Source organism: Anaeromyxobacter sp. SG17, from assembly GCF_022690695.1.
Lineage (GTDB): Bacteria > Myxococcota > Myxococcia > Myxococcales > Anaeromyxobacteraceae > Anaeromyxobacter > Anaeromyxobacter soli.
In genome coordinates, this window is record NZ_JALCYX010000027.1 from 13,417 (window position 1) to 27,881 (window position 14,465).

Consider the following 14,465-nt stretch of genomic DNA (forward strand, 5'->3'; position numbering starts at 1 on the left):
TGCCGTGGCAGCCGTGCGGGTGCGGGGTGAAGGTCGTGGGTTGGCGAGCGGGCGCGGGCCGCTAGCCGCAGCAGTCGTGGCGGTGCGGCTGGGTCGTGCTCGCGGCGGGGTGGATGGTGCCCGCGTGGCGGAGGACGAGCTCGTCGGCGAGCGCGTGGTAGCGCTCGTGCTCGCCCGCGCCGGTCTGCTCGCGCTCGAAGCGCTCGCAGTCCTCGGCGACGCGCTCCATCGCCTCGGGCGGGAGCCGCTGCTCCGCCATCGGGTAGAGGATGGCGTCTTCCTTGTGGATGTGGGCGTGGAGCAGGTTCGAGTACGCGTACGCGCCGTCGGCGATCTCCTGCAGGTCGGCCGGGGTCCACTCGCCGTCCTGCGCGGCCTTGGCGGCGAGCTCGCCCACGAGCGCCCTGCCCTGCGCGTGCTCGTGGAGCATCACCGCGACCGGACCGCCGTTCTTCGGGAAGCCGTGCGACACCATCGCGGCGAAGAGGATGTCCTCCTCCTTCCCGTGGTGGCAGCGATCGGCGAACTCGCGGATGAAGCCGACGAAGCGGCCGAGCTCCGCCTTGTCGGTCGTGCCCTTGCGGCGGGCCTCGTCGGCGAAGCCGACGAGAGCGTCCAGCACGCGCTCGATCAGGCGGTGCTCGTTCATGAGGGTCTCGATGGCGTCCATGGCTTCCTCTCCGTGCGGGGGCGACAGCGCGCACCCGTCCGTGAGCTAGAGCAAGGGCGTTGCCAACCGCCGAACCCCCCGGTCTTCCTGGGGTTCGACTCTCCAACGGGGGAACTCGCACCGCCGGGAGGTTGACGGACGCACCGGCATTTCGTTACTCACCGGCCCATGGTTGGCTCGATCCTGCCCGTCGTCTCGCACGAGGACCCGCACCGGCGCATCGTCGAGGAGGCGATCGAGGCGGTGCTCTCGACCGTCGATCTCGCCTCCGTGCTCGACCGCACGGGCCAGCTCCTGCGCCGCCACTTCGGGGTGACGCGCGTGGCGATCAACCGCATCTCTCCGACCGACCCGACCCGTGCAGAGGTCGTGCTCGTCTCGGACCCCCGCCAGCCCTCGCCGGAGCTCGGCACCTCCTTCCCGCTCGCGGGGTCCGCGGCCGGCAAGGCGCTCGGCGAGCGGACGCCCTGCGTCGTGGACCCGCTCCAGCCCAAGTCGCCCCGGTACCGCGAGGAGCCGCTGCTCGCCGCGTACGGCTACGGCTCCCTCGTCTCGTTCCCCCTCGTCTTCGAGAACGAGGTGCTCGGCACGCTCGACATCGCCCATCCGCCCGCGGAGGGGCTCCTCGACTGCTGCTTCGAGGTGGCGAAGCAGGTCGCGCACCTCGTCGCCATCGCCCTGCACAACAGCCTCATGGTCGAGGAGGTCCAGCGCCTCAACCGGCTCCTCGGGCGCGAGAACGCCCTCCTCAAGGAGGAGATCCGGCAGATCAAGCGCGACGCCCGCTACGTGGCGGAGAGCCCGGGGATGAAGGACGTCGTCGAGCGGGTGCGGCTCGTCTCGCCCTCCACGACCACCGTCCTCATCCGGGGCGAGACCGGTGTCGGCAAGGAGGGGCTCGCGCGGATGGTCCACGAGTTCAGCCCCCGCTTCAACGCACCGTTCGTCCCGGTGAACCTGGGCGCGATCCCCGAGGGGCTCATCGAGAGCGAGCTGTTCGGCCACGAGAAGGGCGCCTTCACCGGCGCGAGCCGCCGCCGCCCGGGCCGGTTCGAGCAGGCGGACGGCGGGACGATCTTCCTCGACGAGGTCGGCGACGCTCCACCCTCGGTGCAGGTGCGGCTCCTCCGCGTCCTGCAGGAGCGCGTGGTCGAGCGCGTCGGCGGGACCGAGCCGGTGAAGGTCGACGTGCGAGTCGTCGCCGCGACGAACCGGAACCTCGAGGAGATGGTCGCGCGCGGCACCTTCCGCGCGGACCTCTACTACCGCCTCGCGGTGTTTCCCATCGAGCTCCCGCCGCTGCGCGAGCGGCGCGACGAGATCCGGCCCCTCGCCATGCACTTCCTCGCGCGCCACGCGGCGGGGATGCACCGCCGCCCGCCCCGCGTCGCCGAGGACGTCTGGCGCGCCCTCGAGGCGCACGACTGGCCGGGCAACGTCCGCGAGCTCGAGAACTTCCTGCAGCGGGCGCTCATCCTCTCCCCCGGGCCCGAGCTGTCCCTCCCCGACCTGCCCGTCCGCCTCACGCAGGACGGCGCGCCGGCGGCCGCGCCCGACGCCGCGGCGCCCGGCACGTTCGAGGAGGAGGTCCGGGCGCTCATCGAGCGCGCGCTCTCGCACGCCGGCGGCCGGGTCTACGGCCCGGGCGGCGCGGCCTCCCTGCTCGGCCTCCGTCCGACGACGCTGCAGGGCAAGATGAAGAAGTACGGCGTCGCGCCCACGCGCGCGCGGCCGTAGCGCTCGCCCGGACGCGCCGGCCCAGCGGAGCCGGCGCGTGACGGGCGCGGGCTCACCCCGCCTCGCCGCCCCCGGCGATGGAGAGGATCTCCGCGAGGATGCCGCCCGCGGTGCTGGCCCCGCCGACGCCCGCGCCCTGCACGATGAGCGGCCGCTCCGCGTGTCGCGCGGTCGTGAACGCCACGTAGGCCTCCACGCCCACCAGCCGGGCCGCGGGGTCCGCGAGCTCCACCGCCTCCGGGCCCACCCGCGCGGAGACCCGGCCGTCCGGACCGGTCTGCAGGCGCGCGAGGTACCGCAGCACCTTGCCCTCGCCGCGGAGCCGCTCCACGCGGGCCGCGAGGGCGTCGTCGTGCGCGCGCAGCGCGGCGATGAGCGCCTCCGGGCGACCGGGCACGAGCGCCTCCCCCGGCACGAGCGGCTCGACCGAGACGTCCTCGAGCGCGAGCTGCGCGCCCATCTCCCGGGCGAGGATGAGCGCCTTGCGGGCGGCGTCGAGCCCGGAGAGATCGTCGCGCGGGTCCTCCTCGGCGTAGCCGAGCCCGATCGCCCACCGCGTCGCGAGCGACAGCGGCACGCCGCGGCCGAGCTCGGTGCAGAGGTAGCCGAGGGTCCCCGACAGCGAGCCGACGATGGACCGGATCCGGTCGCCGCTCCGCACGAGGCGCCGGAGCGTGCCGATGACCGGCAGGCTCGCGCCGACGGCCGTGTCGTAGCGGTACTGCCGCCCGTGGTGACGGCGCGCCTCCCGGAGCTGCTCGCGACGGCGCGGGGGCGCCGCGAGCGGCCGCTTGTTCGCGGCGACCACGTCGATGCCGCGACGGAACGCCTGCTCGTAGACCTCCTCCATCCCCTCCGCGGCGGTGAGATCCACGAGCACCGGCCGCGGCATCCCCGCGAGCCGATCGAGGAGCGCCGGCGCGCTCGCCGGGACGACGGGGCCGGACGCGGGCGCGGCGGCGAGCAGCTCGCGCCAGCGCTCGAGATCGACGCCCTCCGCCCGGACGAGCGCGCCGCGCCGGTCTGCGATGCCGACCACCCGCAGCACGGTCTCGTAGTCGAGCTCGAGCTCGGTGCGCTGGGCGCGAAGCTGCTCGAGGAGCTCCGCCCCGACCTTGCCCTTGCCGAGCACGAGGAGCGAGACGCCGTGCTCCGCGTAGGCGCGGTCGATGGGCGCCTCCCCCTCCACGGCCGCGCCGGCGACCCGCCGCCGCTCGCCCCGGAACTCCGCGACCATCTCCGAGAGGCGGTCGACGTCGATGAGGAACGCGTCGTGACCGTGGGGCGAGTCGAGCATCGCCAGCCGGGCGTTCGGCAGGAGCGAGGCCACCTCTCGCTGCTCCCACGGCCAGTACAGCACGTCCGAGTCGATCGAGACGACGAGCGTCGGCTGGCGCAGGGAGCGCAGCACGTCGTCGAAGTCGCCGCGCGCGCGGGACACGTCGTGCGTGTCCATCGCCCGCGTGAGCGTGACGTAGGTGGCCGGGTCGAAGCGGTCGACGAGCAGGCGCCCCTGGTAGCGGAGGTAGCTCTCGATCGCGAACAGGTCCTCGGTCTGCGGGCGCCGCGCGAAGCGCTGCTCGAACGAGGGCTGGCTCCGGTACGAGAGCATCGCCATCATCCGCGCCGCGGCGAGCCCCGCCGCCGGCGGATCGGCCGGGTCGTACGCGCCGTCCCTCCAGCGCGGATCCGCGTAGATCGCCTGCCGCTGCGCCTCGGACAGGCCGATGCACCAGGCCGAGTGCCGGGCCGTCGAGGCGATGAACACCACCGACTCGACGAGCTCCGGGTAGAGGAGCGCCCACTCCAGCACCTGCATGCCGCCGAGCGAGCCGCCGATCGCCATCCGCACGCGGCGGACGCCGAGCGCGTCGACGAGCGCGCGCTGGACGCGGACCATGTCGCGGACGGTGACGGCGGGGAACGCTCCCAGGTACGGCCGGCCGGTGGCGGGGTCGATCGAGGTCGGCCCGGTGGTGCCGTAGCAGCTCCCGAGGATGTTCGCGCAGACGATGAAGTCGCGCTCGGGGTCGAGCGCGCGCCCGGGCCCGAACATGCGCGCCCACCACTGGTCGGCGTCCGCCGAGCCGGTCAGCGCGTGGCAGACGACCACGCCGTTCCCGCCGTCGGCGGCGAGCGCGCCCCAGGTCCGGTACGCGACCTGGACGCGCTCGAGCCGGCCGCCGAGCTCGAGCTCGAGGCCGCCCGGCAGCTCGAGGGTGAGCGTCTCCGGCGAGACGAACGCCGCGCGCCCCGCCGCGGAGCGATCCGCGCTGCCCGTCGTCGAGGTCATGGACGGCGGAGGGTAACGACCGGGGATCCGGGGTGTCAAGGAGCGGCGGAGGGCAGCTCGACGGTGAACCGCGGCGTCGCCGAGCGGCGCTCTCCCCGACCTCGAGGCCGCCGCCAGAGCGCCGCGTGGGCGCCGGATCAGAGCGGGGTGGTCCCCGCCGCCGCGCTCCCCCCGGGCGCGAGGTGGGTCCGCAGGAACGCGGCGGTCTCCTCCCACCGGCGCACGACCGCGGTCGGCTCGGGGAGGAGGTGCGTGGCGCCCGCGACCGGCAGGAGCTCGAAGCGGCGGCCGGCTCGGAACAGCGCGTTCCCGAGCTTGAGCGCGTGGGAGAAGAACACGTTGTCGTCTGCGGTGCCGTGCAGGACGAGGAGCGGCCGCGTGAGCCCCGGGGCCCACGTGAGGAGCGAGCTCGCGTCGTACCCGGCGCGGTTGTCGTCGGGGAGCCCGAGGTAACGCTCGGTGTAATGCGTGTCGTAGTCGCGCCACTCGGAGACGGGCGCGCCCGCCACCGCGGCGTGGAACACGTCGGGGCGGCGCAGCACCGCGAGCGCCGAGGCGTAGCCGCCGAAGGACCAGCCCGTGATCCCGACGCGCCCGAGGTCCAGCTCCGGGAGCTCCGCCGCGAGCGCGCGCAGCCCGGCGATCTGGTCCTCCAGGACGATCGAGGAGAAGTCGCCCTTCACCGCGCGAGAGAACGCGCGGCCGCGGCCGGTCGTCCCGCGGCCGTCGATCCGGACGACGAGGAACCCCTGATCCGCGAGCCACTGCTCGGCGAGGAGCGGCGCGCGCACGGCGCGCGGTCCGGAGGGCCCGCCGTAGACGTCCACGACCACGGGGAGCTTCGCGCCCGGAGCCGCGCCGCGCGGGCGCACCACCGCCGTCCAGAGCCCCTCCCCCGCGCCGACGCGCCGGAGCTCGGTCGTGGGGGCGAAGGGCGGCTCCTCCGCGACGCTCGGCAGCTCCGCCAGCCGCTCCCCGCCCCGCGCGAACACGGTGGTGCGCGCCGCGTGGGTGAGCGTGGTCCACGTCACCGCCACCGCCCCGCCCTTCTCCGCCGCCACGGCGCGCGCGAGCGCGGGGCCGTCCTCTCCGAGCGCGAGCGTCTCGGGCGGCCCGCCGCGGCGCACGCGCTGCACCACGGTCCGCGTCGGATCCGGCGCGGCGGTGTAGACGAGCTCGTCCTCGTCGCGGTCGTAGCCGGCGAGGTCGACGAACCCGGACGACGCCGGGACGACGCTCGCGCGGAGCGCGCCGTCGGCGCCGCGCAGCTCCACCTCGGGGGCGCCGTTCCGCTCCGTCTCCCAGTAGAAGCTCCCGTCGCGCCGGAAGCGCGGGAACGCCTGGAAGAGCTCGACCCACGCCTCGTCCCGCTCGTCGAGCAGCACGCGCGTCGCGCCCGTCGCGGGGTCGGCCGCGAGGAGCCGCAGCTCGGTCTGCGCGCGGTTCTGCACGACGAGCGCGAGCGGGCCGCCCGCCTCCCAGCGCACGGTGGCGAGGTAGGGGAACGCCTCCCGGTCCCAGCGGACGAGGACCGGCCGACCCCCGGAGGCGGGCACCACGGCGAGGCGCACGGCCGCGTTCGGCGTCCCGGCGCGGGGGTACGCCACGTCCTCGCAGCGCGCCTCCGGGCGCGCCGGATCGCAGAGCGCGAGGCGCTGCACGGGCGCCACGTCCACCTCCGCGTAGGCGAGCCGGCGCCCGTCGGGCGACCACCAGTAGCCCTCCTGCCGCCCCATCTCCTCCTGCGCGACGAACTCGGCGAGGCCGTTCGTGATCGAGGCGGAGCGCGCGCGGGTGATCCGCCGGGTGCGGCCCGACGCGAGCTCGAGGACGTGCAGGTCCCGGTCCTTCACGAAGGCGAGCGCGCCGCCGTCCGGCGATAAGCGCGGATCGAGCACGCCGTCCGCCCCCGCGACCGGCGCGGCCCTCCCCGTCGCGCGCTCGAGGAGCCACAGGCGCCCGCCGAGCGCGAAGGCGATCCGGCGCCCGTCGGGCGACGCCGCGTAGTGCGTGATGCCGCGCGCGAGGATGCGCTGCCGCTCGAGCCGCGCCGCCTCCGCCGCCGTCGGGGCGAGCGCGCCGCCCGCGAGCGCCGCCGGCGAGAGGAGCTCACGCGTCTCGCCGGTGCGGAGGTCGGTCTCGTAGAGCGACTGGACGGCCGTTCGCGGCCCCGAGCGGAGGAAGAGCGCGTGCTGCCCGTCCCGCGCGAGCGTGACGCGGGTCGGCCTGCCGGCGCGGAAGCCGCGGGTCTCGGCGAGCTGGGTGAGGAACGGGGCCTGCGGCGGGGGCACGGGCGGCTGCGCCGCGGCGAGGAAAAGCGAGCAGAGGAGCGTCACCATGCGGGCCCATGTCTTAGCACGGGCCTCGCGCGACGCAGCCGGGCCGCCGAAAGCGCGAGCGCCGCCGGGGAGCTCCCGGCGGCGCCGTGATCACCGCTGGATCGCGTCATCGCGTCAGCGCGTCAGCGCGTGCGGCTCGTGCGGCTCGTGCGGGACGTGCGCCGCGCCGTGCCGCGCCGGGCCGCGCCGCGCTTGGTCGTCGTGCCGCGCTTCGAGCTGGTGCGCGCCGCGGAGGAGGAGCGCCCCGCCCGCGCGCCGGAGCGGCTCTTCTTGCCGCCCTTGCGGCCGATCTCCGAGTAGAACTCCGGGCCACGCGCGCGAAGCGTCGCGTTCCCGCCCTTGCGCCCCGCGTCGCTGCGGGAGGCGCCGCTGCGGCGGCTGCCGCGCGCGCGCGCCGTGGCGCCCTTCCGGTTCGTCGTCTTCTTCGGCATGCGTTCCCTTCTCCCGAGCGCTCGCGTGCGCTCGCTTCCTTTCGCGGAAACCCTGCTCACGGTGGGTCGCACCCGCAAGCGCTCGGGGCCCCCGGCCCGGGCACCGAGCAGGCGGAAGCGCCCGCAGAGGAGGTCGGCGAGCCCCTCCGCGTCGTCGGGATCGAGCGCGGGGATCCGCCGCCGCGTGGGCCGCGTGCCGACGATCGCGAACACGCGCGGGTCTGCGTCCGCGAGCAGCGCCCGCGACACGCCGGGGCGGTACACCTCCACGCGCGGGAGCGGCTCGCGCTTGAAGCCCTCGGCGAGCACGAGATCCACCTCGGGCAGGAGCCGCGCGAGCGCCCGCGCGCCGCCGGCGGGGGGGCCGAAGTAGGCGAGCCCGTGCGGACCCTCGATGGCCGCCGCGACCGCGCCGGCGCGGCGCAGCACGTCGGTGTCCTTGCCGGGCACGTCGAACGGGTGCGGGTGGCCGGTGTGCTTCAGGACCCCCACGCGAACGCCGCGGCGCACGAGCACCGGGATGAGGCGGGAGAGGAGCCGCGTCTTGCCGGCGCCGGAGGCCCCGGACACGGCGACGAGGGGCGCACGCCTCACGCGTCGTCGCCGAGCAGCCACGCCGTCACCTCCGCGCCCTCGGGGAGATCGCCCGCGTCGGCGGGCACGAGGAGCAGCGCGTCCGCGAGCGCCGGCCCGCGCACCTGCGCGGCGTCCTTCCCGAGCGGCCGCGCGCGCCCGCCGCCCTCGAGGCGCGCCCACACGAGCCGCGCGCGACCCGGTCTGCCCTCGGTGACCTCCGCGAGCCTCACGGGTAGCGCCGGGCGCTCGCGGCGGGCCGCACCGGCCCGGGCGAGGAGCGCGGGCCGCGCGAACACCTCGAACGCGACGAGGCAGGCGGAGGGGCTGCCGGGCAGCCCGAACACCGGCGTCGCGCCGGCGAGCGCGAACAAGAACGGCTTGCCGGGCTTCATGGGCACGCCGTGCACGCGCACGTCCGCGCCGAGGCCGGCGAGCGCCGCGGGCACGTGGTCACGCTCGCCCACGGACACGCCGCCGATCGTGACGACCGCGTCGCAGGTCCGCGCGGCCTCCGCGACCGCGGCGGAGACCGCCTCGAGCCGGTCCTCGACCGCGCGGCGGACGACCTCGAGGCCGAGGGCGCGGACGAGGCCCGCGACCGCGACTCCGTTCGAGTCGGGCGTGCGCCCCGTCACGACCTCGTCCCCGGTGGAGATGACGGCCACCCGCGCGCGCCGGTGGACGCTCACCGGATCGGCGCCCACCGCGGCGAGGAGCGCCGCCTGGCGGGCGCCGAGGCGGGTCCCCGGCTCGAGCGCGAGCCCGCCCGCCGCGACGTCCTCGCCGGCGAGCCGGACGTTCTCGCCGCGCCGCGCAGCGGCGGCGAAGCGCACGCGCCCGCCCTCCGCGTGCGTCGCCTCCTCGCGCACGACCGTGTCCGCGCCGGGGGGCAGCGGCGCGCCGGTGAAGATCCGGACGGCGGTCCCGGGCGTGAGCGGCGCGCCCGCTTCCTCTCCGGCGTAGCGCGAGCCCGTCACGGCGAGCACGCAGGGCCCGGTCACGTCCTCCGCACGAACCGCGTAGCCGTCCATGGCCGAGCACGTCGCGGGCGGCGCGGGGACGCGCGCGCGCGCGGGCGCGGCGAGGTACCGGCCGGCGGCGTCGCCGAGGGCGACCTCCTCGGCCTCGAGCGGCGAGATCGCGGCGAGCACCTCGTCGCGGATGCGCAGGAGCCTCTGCATGCGCGCGCATCATGCCACGCGCGCGCGGCGCGGGCCGTCCGCACGGCGCGTCACCCGCGCCTGCGGAGGTCGCCTGCGCTCACGCCCGAGACGGCGCCGTGCTCGCCCCCGCCGCCCGTGCCGCGACGCGCGGATCCGTCCTGCGCGAGCGGCCGCGAGACCGCGCGGGGACCGGGTGGAGGAGCGGGTCCCCGGACGAGCCTCCGCAAACCTTGCGCACACCGGAGGGCCCCCGAACCGCAAACGCATTGTCTGCACGGAGCGCCCTATAAAACCCCGGGCGTACGCGGGCCTAGCTCGTGCAAACAGACGCCGATCAAGTAAAAGGAAGTCTGTCGCGGGGGAGGAACTGCGGTGCTCTCGAACGCTCCGGTCTCTGACTGCAACGCCTGCTCGCTGGGTCTCGCTTCGCAGGGGCGCTGCCGGCTGACGCCCACCTCGCGCGAGTCCGGCGCCACGATCTGCGCGCAGGGCGAGCGCCCCCGGACCGTCTACTTCGTCAAGGAAGGCTTCGTCGCCCTCTCGGCGGTGAGCCCACGCGGCTCCGAGCTGCTCCTCTCGCTCCGCGGGCCGACGTCGCTCCTCTGCACCGAGTCGCTGCACGGCGAGCCCTCGCCCTTCGAGGTCCGCGCGCTGTCGCGCGTGAAGATCTGCGGGATCGGCGGCGACGCGATGTCCCAGTGGATTGGACCCGAGAAGAGCGCCGCGCGGGTCGTCCTCGATCTCCTGCTCACCGAGTCTCGCGCCCAGCGCGACGAGGTGAACTGGCGCCAGGGCGACTGCCTCTCGCGCGTCGCGCGCTTCGCGCTCGCTCACGCCCGCTTCCTCGCGGATCGCCCGAACGCGGTTCGCAAGCAGGTGGTGGCTCGGCTGCTGGGGATGCGCCCGGAGACGCTCTCGCGCTGCCTGACGAAGCTCGAGAAGGACGGTGTGGTCGACGCCTCTCGCGGCGTCCGCGTGCTCGATCAGCGCCGCCTCGCGGCGATCGCGATGGAAGACAACGCGGCCTGATCCCTGTTAGAAGAGGGCCGTCGCACCGAGGTTCAGAAAGGACTCCCGCATGTTTCCCAAGCTCGGAATGGGCGAGCTCGTCGTCATCCTGCTCATCGTCGTGATCCTGTTCGGGTCGAGCAAGCTCCCTCAGCTCGGAGCGGGCCTGGGTCAGGGCATCCGCAGCTTCAAGAAGTCGTTCTCGGGCGAGGACGAGGAGAAGCCGGCGGAGCCGAGCGCCTCCTCGCAGGATCAGGCGTCGAAGGCCGGCAAGCAGGCGTAGCCGACCTCGCACCGCGCGACCGCGCGGTCCCCATCTTCCGACTCTCGTCGGGGGCGAGCGCGACCGTGCTCGCCCCCGCGCCTTTTGCGGCCTTACCGGCGCGCCTCCCTTCCCGTTACCTCGCACATGATCCTCGGCCGGCGCGCGGGATGCGTCCCACCGCCCGGACCCGCTCGAGCCGTCCCACCCCGTGTGGGCCCAGCCTCGCGCGCGCCCCGTTCCGCGTTCGCTCGCACAGGCGGTCGCCAGCGGCCGGGAGATGCCCAGGCGGGTTGCGAGCCCGAGGAAAGCACCGGCTCGCGGGCCCGGCCGGCGGGCGAATCGCGCCGCTCCGCGCGGTCCCTCCGGAGCGTGACGCGAAGGCATCCCCCTTGAATGGTTGGAGCGTCACGCAGGGGGGAGAACACCATGAAGCGCATCCTGGTCGCCGTCGACGGCTCCGACTCATCGCTCAAGGCGGCCCGCATGGCCGCCGACATCGCGCTGCGCTTCGGCGCCAAGCTCTCGCTCGTCCACGTCGTCCCGAAGCTGCTGCTTCCGCCGGACGTGTACGGCCTCACCATCGCCGAGGTGGAGCGGGAGCACCGCGCCTACGCGGACCGCCTGCTCGAGCGGGCCGTGGAGGCCATCGAGGAGCCCGCCATCGAGGTCAGCACCTCCGTGCTGTACGGCGCGCCCGCCGAGGCGATCGCCGAGGAGGGCGCGGCGGCCGACGTCGGCATGATCGTCGTCGGGAGCCGCGGCCACGGCGCGGTGGCGCGCATGTTCCTCGGCAGCGTCTCCGACCGGCTCATACACATCAGCCCGAAGCCCGTCCTGGTGGTGCATTAGACGGCAGCGCGCGCGGCACCGGACGCGCCGCCGCCGGGCCCGCGCGAGGGAGGGCTCCGGGTGCGGCAGCGCCGGGCCGTTCGCCCGTTGACCGGAGGGGGGCGCGCCGCTAGATGAGCGGTGTGCCCGAGACGGTCTTCGACGAGCTGAAGCGGTACGTCCGCTGGGGGGAGACCGACGAGCAGGCGCTCCGGACGCTGCACGGGTTCGCCGCGCCGCAGTTCCAGCTCCTGGCCGAGGAGTTCTACGACCGCATCCTCAAGCACGAGGGGGCGCGCGCCGCGCTCGCGGGCGGCGAGAGCCAGGTCGGTCATCTGAAGGTGACGATGGTCGCCTGGCTCGATCGGCTCCTCGCGGGGCCGTGGGACGAGGCGTACTGGGAGCAGCGCTACCGGATCGGCCGGGTGCACGTCCGCATCGGGCTGCCGCAGCACTACATGTTCGGAGCGATGAACGTGCACCGGACGGGGCTCGCGCGCATCGCCTACGAGGCGTTCCACGACGATCCGGACGCGCTCCAGCGCGTGCGGACCGCGCTCGGGAAGATCCTGGACCTCGAGCTCGCGGTGATGCTGCACACCTACCGCGACGACCTCCTCGCCCAGCAGGCGCGCGTCGAGCGGCTCTCCACCTTCGGTCAGCTCGTCGGCTCGATCGGCCACGACCTGCGCAACCCGCTCGGCGTGATCGAGACGTCGCTGTACATCCTGCGGACGCGCATCGGCGAGGGCGACGAGCGCGCGAAGAAGCACCTCGACCGCATCGGCGAGCAGCTCGGCGTCGCGAACGGGATCATCACGAACCTGCTCGACATGATCCGTAACCGCCCGCTCGCCCGCGAGCGCGTCGCGCTGGCGGAGGTGCTGGGCGGCGCGGCGGCGGTGGTGAAGCGCCCCGCGGGCGTCTCCCTCGACCTCGACGGGCTCGACGCGATCCCGGAGGTGGAGGGGGATCCGGTCCAGCTTCGGCAGGTGTTCGTGAACCTGCTCGAGAACGCGGTCTTCGCCGCGTCGCCCGAGGGCGCCGTGGCGGTCCGCGCGCGCGCGGCCGACGGGAGCGTCGCGCTCGAGGTGGAGGACACCGGCCCGGGCGTCGACCCCGCCACACGCAGGCGGCTCTTCGAGCCGCTCATCACCACCAAGGACAAGGGCATCGGTCTCGGGCTCGCGCTCGTGAAGCGGATCGCCGAGCGCCACGGCGGGACGGTCGAGTACTCCGATCGCCCGGGCGGCGGCGCGCGCTTCACGGTTCGACTGCCCGCCTGACGCGCGAGGTCTCCATGCGCCGCTACCTCATCGTGGACGACAACCGCGAGTTCGCCGAGAACCTCGCCGAGATCCTGCGGGACGCGGGCGACGAGGTCGCCATCGCGGAGAACGGGCAGGAGGCGCTCGAGCTCGCGCACGGGTCCCGCTTCGACGCGCTCCTCACCGACATGCGGATGCCGCTCATGGGCGGCGCGGAGCTCGTGCACGAGATCCGCCGGGTGGACCCGGAGGCCGCCGCGATGGTGATCACCGCCCACGTCGCGGACGACGCGATCGAGGCCGCGCGGCGCGAGGGGCTCCTCGCCGTGCTGCCCAAGCCGGTCGCCGTGAGTCGGCTCCTCGACCTGCTCGCGGTGGCGCGCCGCGACGGGCTCGTCGCCGTCGTCGAGGACGACCCCCGCATGTCGGACAACCTCTGCGAGGCGCTGCGCGGCCGCGGGTTCGCCGCCGTCACGGCCGCGTCGGTGCTCGAGACGGAGCGGCTCGGCCCGGTGAAGCCCTTCTGCGCGCTCGTCGACCTCCGCGTCCCCGGCGGAACGGACGGCGAGGCGATGCGCCGGCTCCGCGAGAAGTTCCCCGGGCTGCCGATGATCGTCGTGACCGGCATCCCCGAGGTCCCGGCGCTCCCGCACGAGGGGTACTTCACGAAGCCGTTCGACACCGCGGAGCTCCTCTCCGCCGTGGAGCGGCTCCACCGCCACCGCGGCGAGGCGGTCGCGCGCCCATGAAGGACGCCCCCAAGCCGGCGCGCATCCTCGTCGTCGACGACAACGAGGGGCTGGTCGACAACCTCTGCGAGATCCTGGACGGCGCGGGCTACTCGGCGCGCGGCGCCGGGACCTGCCGGCAGGCGCTCGCGACGGCGCGCGACGGGTTCGACGTCGCGCTCGTGGACCTGCGACTGCCGGACGGCGACGGCACCGCCCTCGCCCCCCAGCTGAAGGAGCTCTCGCCCGACGGAGAGGTGGTGCTCCTCACCGGCTTCGCCACCCTCGAGTCGGCGGTCGCGGCGGTGCGCGCGGGGGCCTGCGCGTACCTCGTGAAGCCGTGCGCGACGCAGGAGCTGCTCGTCACGGTCGAGCAGGCGATGCGGCAGGTGCGCCTCCACGGCGAGAAGCGCGAGCTCTCGCGGCGCGCCCAGATGGCCGAGCGGCTCGCCACGGTCGGCACCATGACCGCCGGCCTCTCGCACGAGATCCGCAACCCGCTGAACGCCGCGGCCCTGCAGCTCTCCGTCCTGGAGCGCCGCATCCAGAAGCTCCACAAGGACACCCAGGGGCCGCTCCTCGAGCCGCTCACGCTCGTGCGCGACGAGATCAGGCGGCTCGATCACATCCTCGAGGACTTCCTCCAGTTCGCCCGGCCGCGCGAGTTCGTGGCGCGGCCGATCGAGGTGGCCCCGCTCCTGAACCGCATCCTGGATCTGCTCGGCGCCCAGGCCGAGCGGCGCGAGATCCGCCTCGAGCGCGAGCTCGAGCCGGTGCCGCCGGTCGCGGGCGACGAGGAGCGGCTCCGCCAGGTGCTCGTGAACTTCGGGCTGAACGCGCTCGAGGCGGTGAAGGACGGCGGCCTCGTGCGAGTCTCCTGCCGGGAGGTGCCCGCCGCGAGCGGCACCGGCGAGGCGCCGGGCCAGGTCGCGATCGTCATCGACGACGACGGCCCCGGCGTCCCGCCCGAGTCGCGCGACCGGATCTTCGAGCCGTTCTTCACCACCAAGGCGAAGGGCTCGGGGCTCGGGCTCTCCATCGTGCACGCGATCGTCACGCAGCACGGGGGCACGATCACCGTCGCGGAGTCCCCCGAGGGCGGAGCGCGGTTCGTCCTCGAGCTGCCGCAGGCGCGCTGAACGGCGCGATTCGCGTCATC

Annotated in this window: 12 protein-coding genes; 7 read left to right on the top strand and 5 right to left on the bottom strand. The window is 75.1% G+C overall.

Translation table 11 applies throughout. The annotated features are described in order from the left end of the window. Positions 1–61: 61 nt before the first annotated feature. The gene (locus MNY60_RS12060; RefSeq protein ID WP_242339292.1) at positions 62–670 is read right to left on the bottom strand and encodes a hemerythrin domain-containing protein; all 609 of its coding nucleotides are present in this window, start codon (positions 668–670) and stop codon (positions 62–64) included. Between the two features lie 168 nt (positions 671–838). Here MNY60_RS12060 and MNY60_RS12065 point away from each other — a divergent pair, with 168 nt between their 5' ends. Continuing rightward, a complete protein-coding gene (locus tag MNY60_RS12065; RefSeq protein ID WP_242339290.1) occupies positions 839–2,407 on the top strand; it encodes a sigma-54-dependent Fis family transcriptional regulator in 1,569 nt (522 codons plus the stop codon). A 52-nt stretch (positions 2,408–2,459) separates the two neighbouring features. Here MNY60_RS12065 and metX read toward each other — a convergent pair whose 3' ends face one another. From metX to glp, 4 genes are all read right to left on the bottom strand, one after another. Next, positions 2,460–4,700, bottom strand: a complete 2,241-nt coding sequence (metX, locus tag MNY60_RS12070; RefSeq protein WP_242339288.1) for a homoserine O-acetyltransferase — start codon at positions 4,698–4,700, stop codon at positions 2,460–2,462. A gap of 137 nt (positions 4,701–4,837) precedes the next feature. After that, entirely contained in the window at positions 4,838–7,039 is a 2,202-nt protein-coding gene (locus tag MNY60_RS12075; protein WP_242339286.1) for a S9 family peptidase, read from the bottom strand. Positions 7,040–7,161: 122 nt separating this feature from the next. Then, positions 7,162–8,064 (bottom strand): molybdopterin-guanine dinucleotide biosynthesis protein B, encoded by a 903-nt coding sequence (gene mobB / locus MNY60_RS24275; protein WP_242339284.1) that lies wholly within the window; start codon positions 8,062–8,064, stop codon positions 7,162–7,164. Beyond that, entirely contained in the window at positions 8,061–9,227 is a 1,167-nt protein-coding gene (gene glp / locus MNY60_RS12085) for a gephyrin-like molybdotransferase Glp (protein WP_242353179.1), read from the bottom strand. The genes mobB and glp overlap by 4 nt, the downstream gene beginning before the upstream one ends. A 354-nt stretch (positions 9,228–9,581) precedes the next feature. Between glp and MNY60_RS12090 the strand changes: the two genes are divergently transcribed. The 6 genes from MNY60_RS12090 to MNY60_RS12115 all read left to right on the top strand — a co-directional run bounded on the left by MNY60_RS12090 (position 9,582) and on the right by MNY60_RS12115 (position 14,445). After that, positions 9,582–10,238, top strand: coding sequence for a Crp/Fnr family transcriptional regulator (locus MNY60_RS12090; protein WP_242339280.1), 657 nt, complete (start codon positions 9,582–9,584; stop codon positions 10,236–10,238). Positions 10,239–10,287: 49 nt separating this feature from the next. After that, complete coding sequence (tatA, locus tag MNY60_RS12095) at positions 10,288–10,500, top strand: twin-arginine translocase TatA/TatE family subunit (protein WP_242339278.1); 213 nt, start codon at positions 10,288–10,290, stop codon at positions 10,498–10,500. 408 nt (positions 10,501–10,908) lie between these two features. After that, complete coding sequence (locus MNY60_RS12100; protein WP_242339276.1) at positions 10,909–11,331, top strand: universal stress protein; 423 nt, start codon at positions 10,909–10,911, stop codon at positions 11,329–11,331. A gap of 113 nt (positions 11,332–11,444) precedes the next feature. Continuing rightward, entirely contained in the window at positions 11,445–12,596 is a 1,152-nt protein-coding gene (locus tag MNY60_RS12105) for a sensor histidine kinase (RefSeq protein WP_242353190.1), read from the top strand. A gap of 14 nt (positions 12,597–12,610) precedes the next feature. Next, positions 12,611–13,327: a response regulator gene (locus MNY60_RS12110; RefSeq protein ID WP_242353200.1), complete on the top strand. Its 717-nt coding sequence runs from the start codon at positions 12,611–12,613 to the stop codon at positions 13,325–13,327. Further along, positions 13,324–14,445 (top strand): ATP-binding protein, encoded by a 1,122-nt coding sequence (locus MNY60_RS12115; RefSeq protein WP_242339270.1) that lies wholly within the window; start codon positions 13,324–13,326, stop codon positions 14,443–14,445. Before MNY60_RS12110 ends, MNY60_RS12115 begins: the two co-directional genes overlap by 4 nt. The last annotated feature ends 20 nt before the right edge of the window (positions 14,446–14,465 follow it).